Origin of the sequence: Sphingobium sp. RAC03 (genome assembly GCF_001713415.1) — a bacterium.
In the GTDB taxonomy this organism is placed as follows: Bacteria; Pseudomonadota; Alphaproteobacteria; order Sphingomonadales; family Sphingomonadaceae; genus Sphingobium.
The window spans coordinates 504,713-526,498 of sequence record NZ_CP016456.1; the positions used below are offsets into that span (position 1 = coordinate 504,713).

26 protein-coding genes and 1 pseudogene are annotated in these 21,786 nt (G+C 67.2%); 1 reads left to right on the plus strand and 26 read right to left on the minus strand.

Features of this window, described 5'->3' with window-relative positions:
- Positions 1-19: 19 nt before the first annotated feature.
- The 10 genes and pseudogenes from BSY17_RS07020 to BSY17_RS07065 all read right to left on the minus strand — a co-directional run bounded on the left by BSY17_RS07020 (position 20) and on the right by BSY17_RS07065 (position 9,242).
- Positions 20-1,096 carry an OmpA family protein gene (locus BSY17_RS07020; RefSeq protein ID WP_069064964.1) on the minus strand — a complete coding sequence of 359 codons (1,077 nt, stop codon included), beginning with the start codon at positions 1,094-1,096 and terminating at the stop codon, positions 20-22.
- Between the two features lie 200 nt (positions 1,097-1,296).
- Complete coding sequence (locus BSY17_RS07025; RefSeq protein WP_069064965.1) at positions 1,297-1,794, minus strand: DUF2793 domain-containing protein; 498 nt, start codon at positions 1,792-1,794, stop codon at positions 1,297-1,299.
- A 30-nt stretch (positions 1,795-1,824) separates the two neighbouring features.
- Entirely contained in the window at positions 1,825-4,023 is a 2,199-nt protein-coding gene (locus tag BSY17_RS07030) for a phage tail protein (RefSeq protein WP_069064966.1), read from the minus strand.
- 67 nt (positions 4,024-4,090) lie between these two features.
- Positions 4,091-4,504: a hypothetical protein gene (locus BSY17_RS07035; RefSeq protein WP_069064967.1), complete on the minus strand. Its 414-nt coding sequence runs from the start codon at positions 4,502-4,504 to the stop codon at positions 4,091-4,093.
- Entirely contained in the window at positions 4,501-5,316 is an 816-nt protein-coding gene (locus BSY17_RS07040) for a DUF2163 domain-containing protein (protein WP_069064968.1), read from the minus strand. Before BSY17_RS07040 ends, BSY17_RS07035 begins: the two co-directional genes overlap by 4 nt.
- Positions 5,313-7,643, minus strand: coding sequence for a DUF2460 domain-containing protein (locus tag BSY17_RS07045; protein ID WP_069064969.1), 2,331 nt, complete (start codon positions 7,641-7,643; stop codon positions 5,313-5,315). Before BSY17_RS07045 ends, BSY17_RS07040 begins: the two co-directional genes overlap by 4 nt.
- A complete protein-coding gene (locus BSY17_RS07050; protein WP_069064970.1) occupies positions 7,643-8,194 on the minus strand; it encodes a tail tape measure protein in 552 nt (183 codons plus the stop codon). The genes BSY17_RS07045 and BSY17_RS07050 overlap by 1 nt, the downstream gene beginning before the upstream one ends.
- Positions 8,195-8,333: 139 nt before the next feature.
- Positions 8,334-8,531, minus strand: coding sequence for a phage tail assembly chaperone (locus tag BSY17_RS07055; protein WP_069064971.1), 198 nt, complete (start codon positions 8,529-8,531; stop codon positions 8,334-8,336).
- Positions 8,528-8,839 carry a gene transfer agent family protein gene (locus tag BSY17_RS07060; RefSeq protein ID WP_069064972.1) on the minus strand — a complete coding sequence of 104 codons (312 nt, stop codon included), beginning with the start codon at positions 8,837-8,839 and terminating at the stop codon, positions 8,528-8,530. Before BSY17_RS07060 ends, BSY17_RS07055 begins: the two co-directional genes overlap by 4 nt.
- Positions 8,836-9,242: pseudogene (locus BSY17_RS07065) on the minus strand (phage tail tube protein). The gene BSY17_RS07060 and the pseudogene BSY17_RS07065 overlap by 4 nt, the downstream one beginning before the upstream one ends.
- 54 nt (positions 9,243-9,296) lie before the next feature.
- Here BSY17_RS07065 and BSY17_RS07070 point away from each other — a divergent pair.
- Positions 9,297-9,620 (plus strand): hypothetical protein, encoded by a 324-nt coding sequence (locus BSY17_RS07070; RefSeq protein ID WP_069064973.1) that lies wholly within the window; start codon positions 9,297-9,299, stop codon positions 9,618-9,620.
- A 194-nt stretch (positions 9,621-9,814) separates the two neighbouring features.
- On the opposite strand, the gene gp17 is transcribed toward BSY17_RS07070, so the two are convergent.
- The 16 genes from gp17 to BSY17_RS07140 all read right to left on the minus strand — a co-directional run bounded on the left by gp17 (position 9,815) and on the right by BSY17_RS07140 (position 21,617).
- Positions 9,815-10,222: a tail completion protein gp17 gene (gene gp17, locus BSY17_RS07075; RefSeq protein WP_069064974.1), complete on the minus strand. Its 408-nt coding sequence runs from the start codon at positions 10,220-10,222 to the stop codon at positions 9,815-9,817.
- Positions 10,134-10,409, minus strand: a complete 276-nt coding sequence (locus tag BSY17_RS20890; RefSeq protein ID WP_237236455.1) for a hypothetical protein — start codon at positions 10,407-10,409, stop codon at positions 10,134-10,136. Before BSY17_RS20890 ends, gp17 begins: the two co-directional genes overlap by 89 nt.
- Positions 10,406-10,942, minus strand: a complete 537-nt coding sequence (locus BSY17_RS07080) for a head-tail connector protein (protein WP_069064975.1) — start codon at positions 10,940-10,942, stop codon at positions 10,406-10,408. The genes BSY17_RS20890 and BSY17_RS07080 overlap by 4 nt, the downstream gene beginning before the upstream one ends.
- A complete protein-coding gene (locus BSY17_RS07085; RefSeq protein WP_069064976.1) occupies positions 10,942-11,214 on the minus strand; it encodes a phage fiber-tail adaptor protein in 273 nt (90 codons plus the stop codon). Before BSY17_RS07085 ends, BSY17_RS07080 begins: the two co-directional genes overlap by 1 nt.
- Positions 11,211-11,381, minus strand: coding sequence for a hypothetical protein (locus BSY17_RS21525; RefSeq protein ID WP_171899200.1), 171 nt, complete (start codon positions 11,379-11,381; stop codon positions 11,211-11,213). The genes BSY17_RS07085 and BSY17_RS21525 overlap by 4 nt, the downstream gene beginning before the upstream one ends.
- Positions 11,368-12,750, minus strand: a complete 1,383-nt coding sequence (locus BSY17_RS07090; protein ID WP_083217072.1) for a tail fiber domain-containing protein — start codon at positions 12,748-12,750, stop codon at positions 11,368-11,370. Before BSY17_RS07090 ends, BSY17_RS21525 begins: the two co-directional genes overlap by 14 nt.
- Positions 12,751-13,275: 525 nt before the next feature.
- Positions 13,276-14,394, minus strand: coding sequence for a phage major capsid protein (locus BSY17_RS07095; RefSeq protein WP_069064978.1), 1,119 nt, complete (start codon positions 14,392-14,394; stop codon positions 13,276-13,278).
- A 168-nt stretch (positions 14,395-14,562) separates the two neighbouring features.
- A complete protein-coding gene (locus tag BSY17_RS07100) occupies positions 14,563-15,279 on the minus strand; it encodes a hypothetical protein (protein WP_069064979.1) in 717 nt (238 codons plus the stop codon).
- A 198-nt stretch (positions 15,280-15,477) separates the two neighbouring features.
- Positions 15,478-15,888: an HK97 family phage prohead protease gene (locus BSY17_RS07105; RefSeq protein WP_069064980.1), complete on the minus strand. Its 411-nt coding sequence runs from the start codon at positions 15,886-15,888 to the stop codon at positions 15,478-15,480.
- Between the two features lie 136 nt (positions 15,889-16,024).
- Positions 16,025-16,345 carry a DUF6127 family protein gene (locus BSY17_RS07110; protein ID WP_069064981.1) on the minus strand — a complete coding sequence of 107 codons (321 nt, stop codon included), beginning with the start codon at positions 16,343-16,345 and terminating at the stop codon, positions 16,025-16,027.
- A gap of 305 nt (positions 16,346-16,650) precedes the next feature.
- Positions 16,651-17,778: a phage portal protein gene (locus tag BSY17_RS07115; RefSeq protein WP_069064982.1), complete on the minus strand. Its 1,128-nt coding sequence runs from the start codon at positions 17,776-17,778 to the stop codon at positions 16,651-16,653.
- 262 nt (positions 17,779-18,040) lie between these two features.
- Positions 18,041-18,379, minus strand: a complete 339-nt coding sequence (locus tag BSY17_RS07120) for a hypothetical protein (protein ID WP_069064983.1) — start codon at positions 18,377-18,379, stop codon at positions 18,041-18,043.
- Positions 18,380-18,443: 64 nt separating this feature from the next.
- A complete protein-coding gene (locus BSY17_RS07125) occupies positions 18,444-18,635 on the minus strand; it encodes a hypothetical protein (protein WP_150125744.1) in 192 nt (63 codons plus the stop codon).
- Complete coding sequence (locus tag BSY17_RS07130; protein ID WP_069064985.1) at positions 18,632-18,919, minus strand: hypothetical protein; 288 nt, start codon at positions 18,917-18,919, stop codon at positions 18,632-18,634. The genes BSY17_RS07125 and BSY17_RS07130 overlap by 4 nt, the downstream gene beginning before the upstream one ends.
- A gap of 34 nt (positions 18,920-18,953) precedes the next feature.
- On the minus strand, positions 18,954-20,276 hold the full coding sequence (locus BSY17_RS07135; RefSeq protein WP_069064986.1) for a DNA-packaging protein: 1,323 nt from the start codon (positions 20,274-20,276) through the stop codon (positions 18,954-18,956).
- A 33-nt stretch (positions 20,277-20,309) separates the two neighbouring features.
- Positions 20,310-21,617, minus strand: coding sequence for a M28 family peptidase (locus tag BSY17_RS07140; RefSeq protein ID WP_069064987.1), 1,308 nt, complete (start codon positions 21,615-21,617; stop codon positions 20,310-20,312).
- Positions 21,618-21,786 lie beyond the last annotated feature (169 nt).

Genomic DNA, 21,786 nt, shown 5'->3' on the forward strand with positions numbered 1-21,786 from the left:
TCCCGAAGGACGGAAAATCTTACATGCCCGAGCCGGGACCGTAGGTGATTTCCACGCGACGGTTCTGCAGTTCGCGAACGCCGTCGGCGGTTTCGACGCGGGGGTTCGTTTCACCGAACGCCTGGGTCGTCATCACGCCGTCAGGGATACCCTTCGACGCCATATAGGCCTTAACGGCGTCAGCGCGACGCTGCGACAGACCGACGTTGTACGAAGCCGAACCCGACTTGTCCGCATAACCTGCCAGCATGACCTGGGCGCTGCCGCAGTTGCTGTAGGCCGAAACCGCGTTGTCCAGGATGGTGGCGGCGTCAGGCGTGACGTCCGACTTGTCCCATTCGAAGAACACGATGTACGGTCCGGGGCTGCATTCCGCGACCGGAGGCGGCGGCGGAGGAGGCGGCGGGGGCGGCGGGGGCGGCGGCGGGGGCGGCGGAGGAGCCGCTTCAACCGGTGCGCCGAAGTTGTAGGTCAGGCCCAACAGCAGGCTGTGCGTGCGCAGCTTGGTATCGGCGGTCGAACCGGCCTGGCCATAGATGCTCTGATAAGCCGGGATCAGCTTGATATCGTCCTGGTTGAAGAAACGATACTTGAGCGAAACGTCGACATTGTTGGTGACGGGGTAACGCACGCCGGCCAGAGCCTGCCATGCAAAACCGGTGTCGCTGTCGTTGACGATGTCCGAAGCGATCTTGGCGCGCGAAACGCCAACACCACCGCCGACAAAGCCCTGCAGGCCGTCATCGGGACCGAAGTCCAGCAAGCCGTTCAGCATGAACGACAGAGCCGAAGCTGCGCCGCCGAAGCCGCCGTCGGTACGATCGAAATCGATCTTGGCGCGCTTGTAGGCCGCTTCGGCCTCCAGGCGGAAACCACCAAAGTCGTAGCCGATGTTGGCGTCGACGTCATAACCCTTATGGTAGTCGATCGAAGGAACGACCGAACCGCCGGGAGGGACAGCCGAGAAGGTCATGTTCTGGTCTTCGACCAGGAGCACACCGGCGTCTACGCCAATGTACCAGCTGTCGTCACGTGCCATAGCCGGGGTGGCCAAGGCAGTGGTAGCAAGAGCAGCCGCGAGGGCAAGCTTCCGCATCTGAATTCCCCTTTCAAAAGTGTCACGAAGGACTGCTGAAACCCTGTATCGGGAAGAAGGTTTCATGGCAAGTCCACAAATAGAGAAACCGTTGCAAAAATAGCGCAGTAGCACGCTGTTCGTGGACGGTTCAGGCTATTTAACCTCCCCCTAATGCTAAAAGGTAAACATCCCAACAAAAAAATGGGATTGTTACAGAATTACGAATGAATGAGGCCATGTGCCCGCAAAGCAGTCAGCAGCAAGGCGATGCTATTACGCGCCTGCGCGTCGATCGTTTCGCCCCCGGTCGGGGCTGCGATTCCCGGTTGCCGCGTCCCGACGACTTTCAGCTCGTCGATATACAGCCCGTCGCCCCGCTCGGCAGCACCCCGCCACGCACTGCCATCATGCTGCAGTGCATGATCGCGATCCACGACCAACAGCCGCAATCCCGCCTGCGCGGCGATAAATCGCCATCCGCCGTCGGTCCATAACGCCACCGCACCGTCATTCCCGTCCCACGCCCCCGTCGCCCCCTCAGCGACGATCCAGCATTGGCCGATCTCCGGCGCAACCGGCGGGCTGGCCAGGTCCGCGCTCTGCGCGACCCCGTGAACCAGCGCGTCGATCCGCACCAGCGCCTCATTGTGGAACATTTCCTTTTGCGCCTGCCCGGCGAACAAAAAGGGCAAGGCCCATCGCGGCGTTCCGTCCATATCCCGTCTCCCGATAAAGTCCCGCCAATGTCAGACGGTAAAATCGATCCGCGCCGCCCGCCCGATCGCCAGCGTCCCCACTTGGCGCACGTCCAGCACCAGCGCGCGGCCTGCCACGCCGTCCGCCGCGATCATCGCCGCATCATATTGCCATTGCGGCACCGTGCTTTCCGCAGCCCGCACCACCGCCCCGCCGTCCAGCACCGTCACCGCATAGCGCTCGCTCTCCTCGCCCAACGGCACGTCGCCCCCGCTCGCCCAGCGCCATCCGTTGCGGCTGCGCCGTGTCCAGCCGAACGCCCAGCCGTCCGCCGTCGGCTGCGCGGTCAGATGCACCGGCGCAGGCGGCATCACGGCGTCACCGCCGATCGTCAGCATCGCCGCCACCGGCACCGCATCGCCGCGCCCCACCGCGCGCACCTCGACCATCGCGCCGATCTCGCCCTGCCCGCCCAGCGCCATCAGCGGCTCGACCAGCCGATCCTCCGCGATCAGCAGGAAAGCCGCGCCCGGCTCATGCCCCGCCATCGCCCATTCGGTCCCGCGCAACCCGCGCCGCAACGCGCTCAGCCGATAGCGCCCGCCCCCCAGCGCCTCGACGCCTGCAAACTGGATCAACTCGCGCCCGACCAGGCACAGGTTCTGTCCCTGCGCCAGCCCCGCCTCATCGGCCGGAAACACATCCATATCGTCGGCCAGCAACGCCACCGTCAGCGCATGGCGCGCATCCACCAACACCGCGCTCCCGACCGGCAAGGCCGTCTCCGCCACGCCGACCACCGCGCGCGGCGCGCTCGGCCCGATCGGCACCGCCTCGCCCGTCCCGCTCATCACGAACAGCGCCGCGCTGCGCCACCCCGCGCCCCCGCTCGCCGCCGCCACGATCAGCGGCCCGTCGGCCAGCCCCTCGCGCAGCGGCGGCAATTCGGCGAGCGCCAAATGCGTCGCCCCATGCGGCGCATCCACTTGCCGCACGATCGCGCCGGACGACGCAGCGCCCGGCATCACCGGCCCGGCCCCCGGCACCCGGCGCAGCGCCAGCCGCACGGCCATGCCCTCCCATTCCCGCTCCTCGATCCGCCACAGCCCCGGCGCATCGTCCACGCTTACCACCGCGCCCACCGCCAGCGCCAGCGCCGACCAGTCGCACCGCAGCGTCATCGTCGCCCGCCCGGCCCATCCCGCCTGCAACCGCGCCCCCGCCAGCGTCCGCGCCGCGCCAGCCTCCAGCACGGCAGGCAGTTCGACGCCGCGCTCGACCCGCCCCGGCCCCGGCCGCATCACCCGCTGCACCCCAGCCTGATAATCGCGCGCACCGTCATAATGGCGCAGCGACAGCGCCACCGGCACCGTCTCGGCCGCCGCCGCCGACCGCTCGACCGCATCCATCGCCCGCCCATTGACCCGCCGCACCAGCATCGCCGCCTCGACATGCGCGGCTGCTACGCCACCCGCCACCGCCAGCCGCAATCCCCCCGCATCGCTCTGCAACGCCAGCCCATGCACCTCGCTCAGCGCCGCAATCGCCTCACGCACATCCCCGCCGCTCGCCGCAAAGCCCGCCACCTCCGGCAGCCCCTCGCCCCCCAGCGCGCCGTCGCTCAAATCCGCCGCAATCGCCCCCACCGACACCGGCCCCGCATCCGCCACCACCTCGAATGTCAGCGACGGAATGCGATTGCCATAATCGGCCAGCGCCAGATCCTCGAACAGCACATAGGCCATCCCCCGATGCGCAGGCGTCATCGCGACCCCTTGCGCCGACGCGATCAGCGGATCGACCGGCTGGTCCTCGCCGCCCACATGCACGCGAAAGGCCGACAGCTCCGTCTTGAAATCCCCCGCCGCCCCGCGCAGCAAATTGCCATCGGCCCAGATCCGCCCGATCGACCCGATCGCCCGCGCTGACAGCGCCACCGCGAAACTCGCGCTATAGCTGTAACTCGCCACGCTCGGCCGCCCCTTGCCGCCGCCGCTCTTGCTGCGCACTTCCTTCAGGTCCGTCGCCCAGATCACCGTCCCCGCCACCCGCATCGTCCCGAACAGGCGCGGAATTTGCGCGCCATAGGTCGATGTCTGAATCTGCAGATCGGACAGGCGCGGCCCCTCGCGCCCCTTGGGCTTGAACAGGATTTCCCGGTCGATCACATTGCCCAGCACCGCGCCGATCGCCGCCCCGATCGGCCCGCCCAACGCTGTCCCCACCGCCGTCAGCACCACCGTCGCCATGATTATTCCCCTTAAAAATCCTCCCCTTCCAGGGGAGGTGGCTGGCCGCAGGCCAGACGGAGGGGTGTCACCCTATCGTTGCGCGCCCCCCATCAGCCCGCCACCAGCCAACCACCGGCCAGGGCGAAACCCCAGGCATCTCGACCACCCGCCGCAACCCCGCATGGGCATGGACAAAGCCGCCCGGCACCAAAATCATCAGATGCAGTTGCAACGGCCCCGGCCGCACCAGCGCCAGGTCGCCCGGCGCGCCCTCGCCCACCCGGACCAGCCCCGCCGCACCCAGCCAGCGCTCCGCCAGCCCGACATCCCCGCTCCGCAACCCATAAGCGACCGGTGCCATCGCACCCTGTCCCGCCCGCCCCAGCGCCAAAACCGCCAGCCCGACACAATCGACCCCCGCGTCACTCCGCCCATGCAGCCGGAACGGCACCCCCACCATCGCCCGCGCCGCCGCGACGATCCGTGTCGCCCCGCTCATGCGCCGGGATAGCGCGTCAGCAGGTCCATCCCCGGCAAATAAGGCTCGCCGCGAAAATTGACCGCATTGACAAAGCGCCCGGCACAGGTCGCCAACTGCCGGTCGCACCCCTGCGTCAGCAGCGCCAGCGTCCCCGGCTCTACCACAAAGGGTGGCGGATCAGTCAGCGTCACACCCGCCGCATCATTATCCGCCACCCCCTGCGTCAGCCCCGCATTGGCCCCGCCCAGCCAACGCAACGTGCCGAACGCATAGTCCCCCGCCGCCAGCCCGCCGATCGCCACCACCGCATCCACCACGCCCGTCACCGTCACCACGCGCCGCCGCCCGGCCATATCCACCCGGCACGCCCGGTCGCCCAGCCGCGCGCGGCAATCGGGCGCGGTCGATGGCACCACCGCCGCCCCCAGCACCGCCGCCGCCCCGACCAGCTCCGCGGTAAAGGCCGCCCCCTTGCGCGCCACCGCGCCCATCTCGCCCGACGCCAGCAACAGCCACAGCGCCCCCGGTGCCTCCCATTGCGTCAGCCGCAATTCCAGCGCCGCCCCGTCCCAGCGCCCCGCCATCAGGTCCGCCTCGCTGATCGCCTCGCTCGTCAGCGCCCCGCCGACATCGCTATCCTCGCCGTCCAGCCCGATGCCGCTGCGGATGGCCGATGGCGTCATCCCTGGCGCGGCGCGATACAGCAGCCCGCCGATCATCAGGTCGCGATCATGGCTGGTCAGCCCGATCGTCACCCCGTCGCGCCGTTCGATCCGCCAGCAAAAGGCCAGCGTATTAAGCGGCTGACCCAGCATCTCCCCCACGCTCATTCGCGTATCTCCACCAACGGCACCGACGGCGCTTCCCCGGCGGCAAAGGTCGCGCGGTTGATGTCGATCCGGTCCTCGGCAAAGCGCACCGGCACGTCGAAGCGGAACCCGGCGGTCAGCAGCACGCCGTCCGCCGGTGCCGCGTCGAACGCTATCACCCCCAGCCCGGCATGGCTCCATCCGCTGCTCATCTCGACCCCATCGGCCGCCACCCGGATCGTCCCCGCTACCGGCCGGGTGATAATCCGCCCCTGCGCCTCCGCGCCGACCCCATAATGGCGCATCAGTTGGAAGCTGGTCCGCACCCCGTCGCCCATCCCCAGCCTCTGATCCAGCGGCCCCGGCACGCTCCCCGGCGCGCCGCTGCGATCATCATAGGGGTCGGCAAAGCGAAACCCCCGCGCCGCTCCCCGTCGCGCGCGAAAGAAAGCGATCAGCGTGGCAATATCCGCCTCGCTCCGCACCCCCGGCCCCGCGTCGAACGACAGCCGCGCATCCGCCCAATCACTGCTGCGCCGCTCATGCCCGGACGGGCTTTCCACGATCTGCGTCGAAAAGGCGGGCGACACGCTCGCCTCCCGCCCTATTCCCAGAGGAAAGACTACATCGTCAAAGGCTTGCATCGCATCCTCCCCATCCCGCCTGAAAAGCGTCAGGCCATCGCGGCATATTTGCGGCAGCGCCCAGATAAAGGTCGCCGCGCTCCCCCGCGCCACCGACGCCTGCGCCGCCGCCACGATCTCCCGCCACTGCGCGGCCTGTTCCGGCATCAGCACGAAGCCCGACAAATAATGCTGCTCGTCCACCGGATAGCCGAGCCGCGCCGTCGCCAGCGCCACCCCCTGCGCCGTCCGCGCGGGCCGCCCTTCCGTCACCCAGTCATAATCTTCCAGTTGCAGCACATCGAAGGCAGGCGCTGCCCAGCCCAGCGGCATGTTCGCCCGCTTGGCCTCCGGGGCCTGCGGGTCCAATATCGTCGGCAGATAGGCCAGCAAATGCGTCACCGCCTCCGGCACCGCCGCCTTCACCGCCGCGCACAAGGCCGCCGTCGATGCCGCCAACACCGCGCCCGCCTGATCCAGCAGCGCGCATTGCGCCGCATCCAGTTCCCCCCGCACATCGGGAATCGCCACCGGATCGCCGCCAAAGGCCGCCCGCGCCGCGTCGTCATAGAGGCATATGCGCCCATCGGCGGGCATCACCCACCACCAGGGTTCACCCACCTGAAACCGGATCGGCAATAGCGCCGCCAACCCTATGGAAACAAAGGCCAGCGCCACCGCCTGCAAATAACCCATCGCCCCAACATGCGCGGGCGACAGCAATGTCGATGGCGGCACCCACCCGGTCAGCGCCGGGTCGCCATTGCCCGCCCGCTGCTTCCAATCGTTCCAGCAATGCGCATCGAACAATTCATAGGATAGCGACCAGATCACATCGAAGCCCAGCCGCCTGGCCTGCGCCGCAAAATCCCGGTGCCACGCCGCGCACGGCGCATTCAGCGCGCCCCCGCTCAGGCTGACAAACAGCCCCTCGCCCACCCGTTCGAGCCGGAAATAATGGCTCATGCCCACATAATGGTTGATCGCCCCGCGATAGCCCAGCGCATGGATCGCCTCGACCACCCGCTGCGGCGTCTGGTTGAAACAATCATCATAGCCGGTCGCGATTCCCAGCCCATGTTCGGGCAGCATCACATCGCCCACGACAAGCACCGACCCCGCGCCATCGCACCGCATCCCGGTCAGTTCGGCCCACCCCTCCTGCGCCCCGGCAAAGGGCGTCGCCCCCGCATCATAATCGGGCGGCACCAGCGAGATGAACATCCGGTCGATATCCCCCGCCCACACCGGATCGCTCTCGTCAGGCAACAGATAGCCACCATCCAAAGCCGCAAAATCCAGCAGTATCTCCGCATCTTCCGGCCCGCCGCTCGCATAATTCCACAAGCGCACATACCAGGCCCGCGCCACCCCGCTTGCGTCCCGCCCCTCGATCGTCAGCGTCGGCCCATGCGTCTCGTCCAGCCTGCGCACGCCCCCGCTGCGCCAGCGAAAGCGCAGCACGCAGTCGCGAAAATCCCGTGCCGTCTCAAGCGCCAGCAGCGGATGGCTCCACCCATCCACCGCGTCCCAGATCAGGCCCGCCAGATCGCCCGACCCATAGAAAACCGCATCCACCCGCACAGCATCCGGCGCAGTCGTCACCACGCTCGCCATCATCGGGCGCGGGAAATTGACGGTCCAATGCGTCGGCGCAAACCGCTTGATAAAGCGCGTCTCCTGCCCCCGCCGCGCATCCGCCAGCCAATAATCCAGTCCCGCCATCAGCCCAGCGCCCCCTTCACCGCCCGCGCCACCTGCCGCGCACTCCGCGCCAGCAAGCGCGGCTCGCTCTCGCCGCCCCGCCCGTTGACCGCGATGCTCACCCGCACGTCACGCGCACCGCCGCCGCCCGCGACCACCTGCCCGCTGCTCGTCGGCACGAACATTTCCGGCCCGCGCTCGCCCACCATATAGGCCCGCCCCGGCGCGACCGGCCCGCCCGTCGCCCGCCCCGGCAGCCCCAGCGCCGCCGTCAGCAGCGACGCGCCCAAACTCACCAGCCCGCCGCCGCTACTACCGCCGCCGACCGCGCCACGCACCGCGCCCGCCGCAATCTCGTCCAGCACCGACAGCGCGATCCGCCGCAAATCCTCGAACCCGAACTTGCCGGTCCTTACCGCCCGCATCAGCCCCTGCTCGATCCGCCGCCCGGCCCGTTCGGCCCCCTCGCCCAACGGCCCCTCCAGCCCCGCCCGCATCGCCTCGACCTCGCGGCTCAACCCCTGCCTATCCGCCCGAACCCGCACCACCAGCGTCTCGATTTCCTCGTCCATGCAAATTGCCCCCACCCATAAAGCAACGTCATTCCCGCGAAGGCGGGAACCCATCTCCCACCCCATCCCCAAGGACAAAGGTAGCGGGATGGATCGCCCATGCACGAATGACGATCAAACTTGTGGCAGCGGAAAACCGTCAATCCGGCATCACCCCCATCAACCGCACCAACTCACGCCCATCCACCCCAACCTCACCCTCATCCTCCCCCAACGCCGCGCCCAACACCGCCGCCAACTCCGCCGGCGTCGCGCGCCAAAACTCCTCCGGCCGCCAGCCAAGCAACCACCCGGCCACCCCCGCCAGCCGCCGCGCGCCCTCGGCAAAGCGCGTCATTTCCCCGCCAATATCTGCTGCAAAATCGCCTTCAGCACCGGCGTCAGTCGCGCCAGCCCAACGACAAGCATTGCCTCGCCCAGCGTCTCCCGGTCCATCCGCTCGCGATCGACCAGACAGTGCCAGAACAAAGCCGCCATATCGCCCAGCGACAGTTTCCCGTCCGCCGCCCGCTCGACCAGGTCGAACAACGGCCCCAGTTCGGCTTCCGCCGCCACCAGCGCCCCGAAACTCGGCCGCAACGCAACCACCTCGCCGCCAATCTCCAGCGCCGCCTCGCCCCTTTCAGGGTTCACAACCCCGCTCATTCCGACACCACCGCGCCGGAGCTTTCCAGGCTCAGCGCATAATTGCGCTCGCCATTATAATCCCCGCATAATCGAGCCGCGTCACGAGAAAGCGCCCGCGCATCCGCTCGCCGCTCTCGAAACTCAGCTCATATTGGTCGATCGTACCCGACAGCGCATGGTTGCGGATGCGCACCTCCGCCGCCGATCCCGTGAACAGCCCGGCCGCCGACACGCTGACCGATCGCACCCCCGCCCCCGACAATAATTCGCGCCATCCGCCCGAATCCTTGGACGTAATGTTCACCGCCTCGCCATTTACGGACAATTGCGTAGTCCGCATCCCCGCCACGGTCGCATATGTTGCGGGGATGTTGCCGTCCCCCACTTTCAACAGAAACGCACTTCCTTTTTCGACGCCCATGGCGCATCCTTTCATCAGTCAAAGCGTGCAAAACGCAGGTTCAGGAGAGTCCCGATGTTTCTGATTATGTCGCTGGTCACGATGCTGGCCGCCGCCCCTTCGGCCGACGCCGTGGGCGCAGGCCGCAAGGCCTATTCGCAATGCCTGTCCGCCCAGATCAAACCCGGCCTCGACAAGAAATTGCCGCTCGGTGACTTCCAGTCGGAAATGAAAAAGAGCTGCGCCGACAAGGAAGCCGCCTTCCGCGCCGCGATCGTCGCCACCGACAAGGCCGACGGCATGTCGGAAAAGGCGGCACAAGCCGACGCCGACGACCAGATCGCCGAATATGTCGACAAGATCACCGCCGAATATGAAGACTATAACCGCCCAGGCTGACGGAACATGACTCACGCCCACTGTTCCCCGACGAAGGTCGGGGTCCAGTTCAGAGCGTGGGACTGGACCCCGACCTTCGTCGGGGAACACGCCCCCCACCCCCTCTCTCCCCAGCGGGGAGAGATACGAAGGCTCGGCAGCGTGCTGCCTAGCCGCAGTTGAGAGGGGGGCTCGACGCCAGCCACAAGCGACGCCTAGCCCCCCTCCCAAACCGCCCTTAGCCGATAGTCGATCACCGCCTGCCACCCGCTCGGCGGCTTGCCTCCACTCCGCATCATCCGCGACCGCACCAGCCGCGCCGTAACGATCCGCCACCCCTCACTTGGCTGCACCGCACCGATCGCCGGATCGATCCGCCCGATCATCGCCGCCAGCCGCCCCGGCGTCTCGCCCGCATCCTGGAACCCGATGGTCAACCGCACTTCGCGCCCCTCGACCTGCTTGCCGCCCCACTCGGTGCCGATGCACTCGCCGACATGACCATAGGGCGCACTCGCCCGCACCGGCTCGCCGTCATACAGGCCGTTCAGCCCCGCCATCAGCAGGCCATCCGCCCGCAACGCCGCGATCACCGCGCTGCGCACCGCCAGTTCCGCGCTCATGCCCCGTCCTCCCTGCCTCGCGCAGCGCCAGATCGCGCCACCAGCGCGCCCGCAAACCACGCCCCGACACCCGCACCACCTCACCGTCGATCGCCACGTCGACACCTGCCTCAACCAGCGCCGCCGCAATCGTCGCCCGCCTGCGCGCCGCCTGCGCCTCGACCCGCCGCACCAGCGCCGCCCTCATGCCAGCCGCATCCGCCGGAACGGCCGCCACAGCGCGCTCACCACCGCGGGCGGCGCACCGCCCTCATTCCCCCGCGCCAAGAAATGCTCCGCCGCCAGCCGGACGATCCCCTGCCGCAACGCTTGCGGAAGGCCGTTCATCTCCGCCGCCATTCCCGCGCGATAGCGCACCGCCAGCCGCCGCCGCTCGTCCGCCCGCGTCGATCGCACCCAGCCATCGCCCGCCGCATCGATGTCGATCGCATAGGCATCGACCGGCAGCGCCTGCGCCACCCCGTCGCCGTCCACCGCCTCGACCGCCTCGATCGCCATCACCGGCCGCGCGCCGAGCCGCTGCCAGCCCTGGCGCGCCGCCACCATCTCGCGCGCACTCCGCACGATCAGCCACTGGCCGACAAATTGCTCGCACAGCGTCGCCGCACCGCGCAGCAACCCCGCCAGCACCGCATCCTCGTTATCCGTCTCGATCCGCAAATAGGCCTTGAGTTCATCCAGCGACGCCGCCAGCGCCCCGCTCTCCTCCTGCGCCAGCATCAGCGTTCCTCCACCCTGACCGTCACCGACCGCTCATCCACCTGCCCGTCGGACAAAGTGACGCGGTTGGTCAGCCGATAAAGCTGCCCCACCGCCCCACCGCTCACCCGCACGCTGGTCCGCCCCGGCTCGAACGCGGCCTCCTCCACCGACAGGCCACCCGCCGGGCTGACGCTCCACACACTCGCAATCACGCTCTGCCCCGCCAGATAGGCGGACCAGTCGATTGCATGGTCGATCCGCGCCTGCGGATCTTTGGCAATCAGGCTCATCGGATCATCCTCCCCCGTAACGCTTCTGGCCGGTCGGGCGCAGGCCGCGCCGCGACCCGCATGTCCTGCCCCGGCCGCACCCCGCCGCGCCACGCGCCGCCCCAGGGCGCATCCCCGCCGCGCAAGTCGCCGATCGCGCCCGCGCCCAGCGCATCACCCTGCATCATGCTGCGCCTCCAACAGCGCCAACCGCGCCTCGATCCGCTCGATCCGCCGCCGCTGCCACGCCGCCTCCAGCGCCAGACATTCCTCGTACCGCAGCCCCCAGCGGTCGCCCTCGTCCCACACATCATGACAGAGCAGCCCCAGCCGCACCGCGGCACCATCGCCCAGCCGCGCGTCGATCGCATCGCGCACCTGCTGCGCCACCAGCCCGATATGCCAGCGCGCGCCCGCGCCCTTCGCCGCCACCGCATCGCCAAAGCGAAACTGCCGCCAGTTGACCGCGCCCCAGGCATCGAGCAGATCGTCGCCGACCGCCGCCACATCGCTCTTCACCCGCGCGTCGGACGTGTTGATCGCGCCGCTCGCCGCATAGACCACCGACCAGCGCGCCGCCGCGCTCCCCAACGCAAAGCCATTATCATTGGACGGCGCAACCGATCCGAACGCGGTCAGCGCCTGATGCTCCAGCCGCAACGCCTCCTGCATCGCCGCCGACCCGTTGCGCCCGACATGGAAACTCATGCGCGACGCTAAATTGGTCGGCCCTGGCGCAGCGGCGGTCAGCGTCGTGCGGATGCGCGACAGTTCGGCGAACGTCCCGCCGATCATCCCCCAGACATTATAGTCGCCGATCACATCATTGGTGACGACATCGCTGCGCGCCGCGAACGTGCCATTGGCGCGATAGAGCCGATTATTGGCCAGCGATCCAAACGACAGCACGCGAAAGCTCGCCTGCCCGCCATCCATGAAGATCGACATGGCCTGCGTCTGCACCGACACCTTGCCGATCGCCCCTTCCAGCGCATAATCCTCGTCGCCCTGCGTATTGATATGCAGTTCTGCCCCGCGCATCCGCTGCAAGCCACTCGCGCCCAGCGCGCCCACATGACTGCGCACTGCCGCGCCATCCGCCTGCCCCAGCAACGCCCGCCCGAACGCCGTCCCGCTCACCGCCGCAATGGCATCCAATTCTCCGCTCGCCGCCTGCCGCCCCGCCAGCGCCTCGCCAAGCCCCTCAATCTCGCCAATCCCATGGCCATGCGTATCGACCGCCTCCAGCCAGGCCGCATGCACGGTCAGCGCCACGGACTTCTCGCCCACCGAAAAATCCACCGCCGCCCCGCCCGCCGAAGACGCCACCGGCGTCCGCACCAGCCGCCCCGCACCATCCAGCGTCCCGGTCCCCGCTTCCCATTGCGCAGGATCGACCAGACTCATGATCACATAGGGAAAGGCCACCCCTTCCCCCACCGCCGCATCAAAACTCCGAAACCCCGCCATCGCCCCACCCAGCACCAACGGCCCCATGCCCCCATCATGGCAAACCTCCCGCACCAGATCGGCCAGCATCCCATCACTGATCCCCATCCCACCCCCCAGAAAAAGTAGCGCTGACACCCCACCAGCAAAATCCTCCCCTGTAAGGGGAGGGGGACCACGCCCGGAGGGCGTGGTGGAGGGGTGTCACCCTATCGATAGCGTGACACCCCTCCGTCAGGGCTACGCCCTGCCACCTCCCCAGCCAGGGGAGGATCAACCCCATTCAAAGCCCGAAAAAACCTTCTCCCCAGCGGGGAGAAGGATACGCAGCCTCAGCGGCGCAGCCGCCTAGGCGAAGTTGGATGAGGGGGCTCCACCTATGGCCCCCAGCAAAATCCTCCCCTGCAAGGGGAGGGGGACCGCGCCCGGAGGGCGTGGTGGAGGGGTGTCACCCTCACGATAGGGCGACACCCCTCCGTCAGGGCTACGCCCTGCCACCTCCCATACCAGGGGAGGATCAACCTCGTTCAAAACAACACAGCCCCGCAAAAAAGCCCCTCCCCTCAAGGTTCAAACGAGGCACGTGACTCGTTTGAAGGATTGGGGTGGGGAAGTCCGACCCCCGCGCCTCGACTACGAAGCCGCAAACCGCATCAATTTGATCGCCTCGCTATTCGCCACACCCCCGCCGATCCGCTTGACCGCATAGAAATGCACGAACGGCTTGTTGCTGAACGGATCGCGCAGGATGCTCGTCTCGTTGCGCTCGGCCACGACATAGCCCGCCTGGAAATTGCCAAAGGCGATCGACAGGCTGTTGGCGCTGATGTCGGGCATATCCTCCGCCTCGACCACCGGATAGCCGAGCAACGTCGCGGGCTGCCCCGCACTCAACCCCGGCTGCCAGATGAACGCCCCGTCGCTCGTCTTCATCTTGCGGATCACCGCCAGCGTCGCCGAGTTCATCACGAAACACGCCCCCTGCCGATAGGGCGCGCGCAAACTCTGCACCAGGTCGATCAGCTTGTTCTGTGGGTCCGAGGCCGGGAAAGCCCCCGCCGCGCCCGACGCCACATATTGTAGCGACCCGAACGCGCGCACCGCGTCCGCTTCGTTCGTGGTCGTATAGGTCAGGAACCCCTTGGGCTTGTTCGTCCCATTGCCGGTGACGAAGGCCGCCCCTTCCGCCACCGCAAATTCCCGCGCAATCTCGCTCGCCAGCCAGCCCTCGACATCGAACTGCGCATCATCCAGCATCGCTTGGGATGCCGCCGGATTGGCGAACAATTCACCCGATGGCGGCACGATCTCGTTGAAGACCGGCGTCCCCGTTTCGGCCCGCGCGCCCGTTTCGCTCGCCCAGCCCGACACGATCCCGCCCGCGCTCACCAGCTTGCGATAACCCGCCGTCCCCGTCCGCACGACATTGGCAATGCTGCGGATCGGCGACAGCGCCTTGAGCGTCGTGCCGATCAACTGATCGATCTCGCGCGGCACCGCATAACCCCCGGCCGCGCCGGTAGCGCCGGAAAAGCTCTTCAGCTCCACCCCCGCTTCCAGCCCCTGCCGCACATAGCGATCGACAAAAGCACTGCGCGCCGGATCGCCAAAACTTCCTGGCGCCCCGCCCTTCACCCCATCGAGCGCCGGCCGCTGCATCGCCACCCGCAAAGCCCCCAAATCCGCCTCCAAAGCCGCAATCCGCTCCCCCTGCACCACCGCATCAAAGCTGCTCTCCAAAGCATCCGTCATGTCATTCTCCCGCTAGAAAACACAAAAAAGGGCGGCCCCGGATGGGACCGCCCTGAAATTCTCGAAAACCTTCTCCCCAGCGGGGAGAAGGATACAAAGCCTTGCCAGCTTGCTGGCTAGGCGCAGTTGGAAGATGGGGAACACACCCTCATATGGAACAATAAAATGCTAGGTGAACAGCAAAGCGCCCCTGTGCAAGATCGACGCCCGACACCCTTCAATCAAACGGATCAGGCAAAATGCCTCTATCCCGTAAACGCGCCATCCTTCACCTCCTGGTGCCTCCGCCGCCTCGACAACATCGTCGCATTCAGCGTCAATCCCATCAGGCAGGCCAATCCAATCCGCCAGCAACAAACATTCTTCCAGAAGATGAACGGAAGAACCTACCATTCCCCCCAATCCGTCCCGTGGTGGATTGGCCGTGTCGAAAACGACTTCGTTCATCGGCCTGGGCAGATAAAATCCCTCGGAATCGGAATGCATAATTAAATGTGCGAACGGGAGAGGTGCCTTCAACTTCTTCCTGAACAATCTGCCAAAAAATCCCGCTTTGGGCTTGTCCAGTTCAGAACTGTGTTCGGCGTAAAATTTCAGCAAAAGCGGATCATCGGCAAAATCTTCATAAGTGCATGGCGGTGGTAACTGGCCCTTCAACGCATGGTAGGCCGCCAGTCGGCGTACAGCGTGAAGTCCCGCATAACCCCACATCTGCGCCTCGTAGGTATCATGCTCGGCAATATCGGTGGGTTCCTCATGAAGAGACTCGCCCGATTCGGCGAGAACCGCATTAAGATCGGAAATTTGATCCAGCCCAAATGCGAAGCCATCCTTATCTTCGCGTAACGCTTGCGATAGCCACCCCACATTCAAGGCAAGAGCCATGTCATTCTCCCGTTACATGACCAGTAGACGTGCAGGCCAGTCTCCATTTTATAGCGGAGCAAAGAGCAATCGCAACGCACATGTCCTCCCGGCAGAAGGATGGGATACGGAGCATTGGCCGCAGAAAGATATCCGCTAGATAGGAATGACGAGTTCTCTTCTTCTCTGCGTCTCCGCGCGAACCAAATGAGGCCCCCTTCACTCCACCCTAATCACCCGCGCCCCCTCCTGCATCGGATGGCTCACCAAACTCACCTCCACCAGCTCCAGCGCCAGCAATTCGCGCGGCCCCAAACCGGCTCCACCGCCGCGCGCCGCCTTCACCCGATATCCGAACGAGAGCCCATCGATCGCACCCGCCCGCAGCGCCGCCGCCGCCTCGCGCCCGGCCGCCGTGCGCACCGACACCCGCCCGATCACGCGCAACCCGCGCGCATCCTCCGCCAGCCGCTCGACCGTCCCGATCACGCTGCCTGGCCCATGCTGCCACAGCAACGGCACGCCCGCCGCCACCGCGCCGCCAAACGCGCCCGCCCGCACCACATCGCCGCCCCGATCCACCCGATCGAAAATTGCCGCATAGCCCGCAAAGCGCACGTCCTGATCCATATAATCTCCGTTCGTCCTGAGTAGCCCCTGAGCGAAGTCGAAGGGGCATATCGAAGGATCGTAGCGCTCATGCTTCGATACGAGGCTTCGACACGCTCAGCCTCTACTCAGCACGAACGGGCGTGATGCTGCATCGTCACGCCCGCACCAACCCCAACAACCCCATCTTCACCGCCATCCCCAGCAGCAGCAGCGCCAGCCCGATCCGCACCACCCAGCCGATCACCGCCCCGCGCGCCGCCTTTTTCGCGTCGCGCCAGGCGCGCAGCAGTTCGCGCAATTCGCGCACATCGCCCTCGGCCCGCCGGTCGGCCAGCCCTAGCCGCTCCAGCGCCCGCCCCGCGCCCAGCTCGCTCGCCTCCTCCACCAGCGCGCGGATCATCACCATGTCCACCGCGCCCGGCACCCCCTGCGCCTGCGCCACCAACCGCGCCAGCATCTCCGCATCCGCCGTCATCTCGTCCTCCTCTTAACCCCCTCTCCCCAACGGGGAGAGGGCAGCGAGACTTGGCGGCGCAGCCGCCTTAGTCGCAGCGGGAGAGGGGGCTCGACGCCCGCCCTCCCTGGTTCCGTTCGGGCTGAGCTTGTCGAAGCCCTGCCCTTCTGCCGACACGCATGCTAATGACATCGCATGCGCGCCGCCCTCATCCTTCTAGCCCTCGCCATCAGCGCGCTATGGATATGGCGTGCAGACTGGTTCGCCATCGATAGCTGCCTCGACAGCGGCGGCCGTTGGAATGACCAAGCGCGCACCTGCGAACACTAAGCGATTCCTAGCAACGCCCGCTTCTCATCCCCACTCAGAAAATCCACCGCCACCACCCGGTCCCACAGCGCCGCCCGCTCATCGCTCAGCGCCGCCACGCCATCCAGATCCGTCTCGATCCGCAGCCCCGGCCACCATCCGGCCAGCCCCTGCCCCAACCCCGCGCCGATCTTCGCGACCAGCGGCAAGATCGTCTGCCGCCACAGCGCCTTGTTCGCCTCGCGATAATTGGCGTAACTATTGTCGCCGGGCAGCCCCATCAGCATCGGCGGCACGCCGAAGGCCAGCGCAATCTCCCGCGCAGCCGCCGCCTTCAACCCCACGAAGTCCATCTCGGCGGGCGTCAGGCTCATCGCCTGCCAACGCAAGCCGCCCTCCAGCAGCATCGGCCGCCCGGCATTGGCCGCACCCGCAAAGGCGACCTCCATCTCGCGCTTGACCCGTTCGAACTGGTCGGGCGACAGCACCGACCCATCGCCCGGCTCATAGACCATCGCCCCGCTCGGCCGCGCCGCATTGTCAAGCAGCGCCTTATTCCAGACGCTGGCCGCATTGTGGATCGCCACCGGCCCCGCCGCCGCCCCAACGCACCCCAGCCCATAATGATCGTCCAGCGGATGCAGCGCCTTCAGATGCAACACGCTCGGCCGCCCCGCGCCATCGTCGGGCGACAGCCGCGTCACGCTCTCCCCCACCCGATAGAGATAGGCCGCAGGCCACCCCCGCGCATCCGCCTCCACCGACACCCGTTCAGGCCGCAGCGCAAACAGCTCGGCGGGCATCCCATCCGCCCCCACCATCACCTGCACATAGGCATTGCCGTGCAACAACAAATGACAAGCCAGCGTCTCCACCAACCCCTGCCCCGCCGACGCGCGCGCCACCAGCGCCAACACCCGCGCCGTGTCCTCGACGCCACCAACCTTCAACGGACAGGCGCCCGCCCCTTCGGACACCAACCGCATCGCCCGCTGCGCCACCGCATTGCCCATCACCCCGCTGCGCACCTGCGCCTCATAGCTCGCCGGCCACTCCCCCAAAGCCACCGCCCCGGTCCCCCAGGCGCGCGCCAACACCGGCCGGACATCCGCAGATGCCGCCGCCTTCATCCCAAAAAATTTCATGGCTTTGTCCCCGCCCATAAAAAATCCTCTCCCCAGCGGGGAGAGGATAGCGAAGGTCAGCGGCGTGAGCCGCCTACCGTAGCTTGGAGAGGGGGCTCAACACCCCCATCATCTGAAACCTAAAAATCCTCCCCTGTAAGGGGAGGGGGACCGGCGAAGCCGGTGGAGGGGTGTCACCCTATCGAGAGGGCGACACCCCTCCGTCAGGGCTACGCCCTGCCACCTCCCCTGCCAGGGGAGGATCGCATCAGCCACACCACCCTCACCTATTCCGCGCCAACACCCGGTCGCAGGTCGAGTTCGTGCCCTCGCTCTTGCCGATCACCCGCCCGGCCAGCGCACCCGCGCCCGCGCCCAGCAGCGTCTCGCCAACCCCGCCGCCTGCCAGCAACCCGACGCCAGCGCCACCGGCCGCGCCGATCACCGTGCCCTTGTCGCGGCCCTTCTTGCCCTGCAACAGGCAATAGCGCACGTCATCGCGATCACGCGGCGCAGCCCGCGCCACCCGCGCCCGCTCCTTGCTGCTCAGCGACGCCGCCAGCACCGGCGAGGCCACCAACGTCACGCCGACCAGGGCACCCAAAATCTTGACCGTCTTCATGCCTATAACTCCGCAAATCCAGATATGTTGGACCCGAAACGGATAGAGCGGCCAGCGGGTTCCGTCATTCCATCTGCTCGTCCCGGCGCCAACTGACCATAATTCCGACCAGCAACCAGAGGATCCAGACCAACCAATAAGCCAAAAGCGGAGCCGCTTCCCACGCCAGGGGCAGGAGTCGTAAGTGAAACCCGACCCATAGGATGACCAGTCCGGCAAACAATTGAAGCGACGGGAAACAGGCATCGCCGTTCATGTGCCCCGCCATTTTCCACTTCCATCCTCCACTATGATCGCAGGCGCATACAAGGCGAAGGCAAAGCGTAGAAAAGGCCACATGAAAAGCAGCGTCATCGGAAAGGCGAGCATTTCCACGACCGGAATATAATCGTTGAAACAGTCGTCAAAGCTGCCCGTAAACTCGCGCCCGGCACAACGGACATTCCGCGCCACGCTGGGACCATAGAGAAAGGCGAAGGGGTAGCCGAGCCATAGAGGGATGCCCAGCGAAGCCAGCCAGAAGCGCAGTCGTTCGTCCATGCAAGCCCTCCCCTGCTTTCCCTCTAGCACAGGCTCACAACCCCCGCACCTGCGCCACGCCCTGCCGCCCCAGCATCAATTCGCTCAGCGCCCACACCAGCGCATCCGCCCGGTCCGGCGATCGCCCCGGCCCCTCATAGCCGCCGCCCAGCACCAGCCCGCACATCTCATCCTCCAGCTCCGGGAAAGCCCCGCGATGCGCCACCCGCCCGGCTTCGTACAAAGCCGCCACTGGCTCGGCCCGCGCCACCTTGCCCCGGCTCGCATGGACCAGCCGCACCGGCAGCGCCTCCTCCGCCGCGCGCAGCACGCTGGTCACCATCGCGCCGCCATTATTCGCCTCGGCCACCACCTTGTCCGCGCCATGCACCAGCGCCGCCGCCGCCGCCGCGCGCGCCCAGACTTCGGGCGAGCAGCCCTCGACACTCGCGTCCGCGATCACATAGCCGCGCCCGTCCCGGCCGAGGCCCACCACCACGATCCCGCACGCATCGCCATGCGCGGACGCGGGCGGATCGACCGCCACCACCACCCGCGTCAGCAGCGCCGCGTCGCCCGCGCCGCCCGGCACATGCGCCACCCGGCACCGCTCGATCAGGTCGCGGCTCCACAAAGCCCCCGCCACCTCCTCGATCAATTCGCCGTCCAATTCCTGCCGCCCCAGCCGCGTGCCGCCATAGCTGCGCGTCATCGCCGCGATGAAGCCATCGGCCAGGTTGGCTTTATTCTCCACCGTCCGCCCGCGCGTCACCACTACATCGCCATCCGCCACCAGCCGCCGCACCAGCGCCACCGGCCGCGGCGTCGTCGTCGCCATCACCCGTGGCGCACTGCCCAGCCGCATCGTCATCATCAGATTATCCCAGGCGCTTTCCGCAAAAGGCCATTTGGCGATCTCGTCGGCCCAGCCATGGCTGAACTGCGGCCCGCGCAAACTCTCCGGCTCCGCCGCCCCGAACAGGGTCGCCACCGCGCCATTGGGCCAGATCAGCTTGCGCAGCGCCGGCGCAAAGACCGGGCGGCACCACCAGGGCGCAATCGCCAGCAGGCCCGACGCGCCTTCCACCATCACCCGCCGCGCCTCGCCCAGCGTCGCGCCCACCAGCGCGATCCGCGCGCCCGGATCAGCCTCGGCAATCCCGCGCACCCATTCCGCCCCGGCCCGCGTCTTGCCAAAGCCGCGCCCCGCCATCATCAGCCAGATGCGCCAGTCGCCCGGCGGTGCTACCTGCCCCGGCCGCGCCACCGCACCCCAATCATGCGCCAGCGCCTCGCTCGCCACCGGCCCCAGCGACCGCAACAGCCGGTCGCGCTCGCCCGGCCGCTCGGCCAGCCATTCGATATGCGAACTCTGCATCGCCCTCCCCTTATCGGGGCGGCGACACCGCCCCTATTTGCGCGGGGCCATGCCCCCGAACGTCACGATGCTCGCCGCGCCACCCTTGCCGATCGCCGCCACGCCGATGAAATGATCATCGACCACCACATCCTTCAGCACCGTCTCGGTCGCGCCGGTCACGACCCGGCTGTCCGCCCAATCCTGCGCATCGGCCCGCCGCCAAAACACCTTGTACGCGCTCGCCCCCGGCACTGCGTCCCAGAACACCCGCGTATCCATCGACAGCGCGCCATCAAGCGACACGACCGCAGGCGCAGCCGGCGCGTTCGCCAGCGTCCGCAACGCCGCGACATTGAGCGCCGTCACCTTCGCCAGATAGGGAAAGTCCATCCCCTTGACGGTATCGCCATAATCCCGGCCACCCTCGACGCGCAGATCCTGATGTTGCCGGTCGTAATTTTCGATCCCCACCGAAAAGCGCACGGCGGGATAGCCCGCCTCCAGCAGCGGCGTATGATCGCCACCGCGCCCGAAGCGATCGGGCCGCCGCACCGCGAACACGTCCAGCCCGATCTGCGGATTGGCCTCGGCAATGTCATCGATCGCCTTGGCCAGCGCCCGCGACGGCCCATCATCCTCGCCACCGATGCCCCGCCGCGTCAGCCCCGCCTTGGCATCCTCGGCCGACCGTATCCCTTCGGAAAACACCCGCACCCGGTCAGAAACGATCCGGCCATTCTGCCCGGTCGTGTTGCCGACAATATCGTTGTTCAGCATCGCCCGTACCTGCCAGCCGCGCGCCTTGGCGGCGTTCGCCAGCAGCTTGCCGCCCAACAAACCCTGCTCCTCACCCGACAGCAAAGCGTAAACGATCGTCCCGTCGAACTTCTCTCCGGCAAGCACCCGCGCCGCTTCCATCACCAGCGCGCTACCCGACCCATTATCATTCGCGCCCGGCGCATCGCTGGTAAAGTCCATCACATCGCTGACCCGGCTGTCGATATGCGCGGCGATGATCACCACCTGATTCGGATCACCCGTCCCAGTCTGGATCGCCAGCACATCCACCACATCCGCGCCATTGGGCACCCGCGGCCCGGTAAAGCGCTCCGACACGCTCTCGACCTTCAAACACCCGCCGCACGTCTTGCCGATCGCGGCAAACTCCTTCGCCGCCCAAGCCCGCGCCGCCCCAATCCCCCGCTTGGGGTCGCTCGCCGACGAAAGCGTATGCCGCGTCCCGAAACTCACCAGTTTCTCGACCGTCGCCTTGAGCCGCGCCGGATCAGGCGCCTGGGTCTGCGCGATGGCAGGAGTGGAAAGCGCCGAAGCAGCAACGAGCAAAGTCAGGATTTTCATGAACGCCACCCTATCGCCTGTTACACGCCTGTAAAGCCGTCTTCCCCGTCCATCTAAAGCCCTCTCCCGCGAAGGACGGGAGAGGGCTAGCAATGCCTCCCCTCCCGCTGGCGGGAGGGGCCGGGGGTGGGCCTGCGCAACCCCCGCAAATCGTTCCCAACTATCCCTT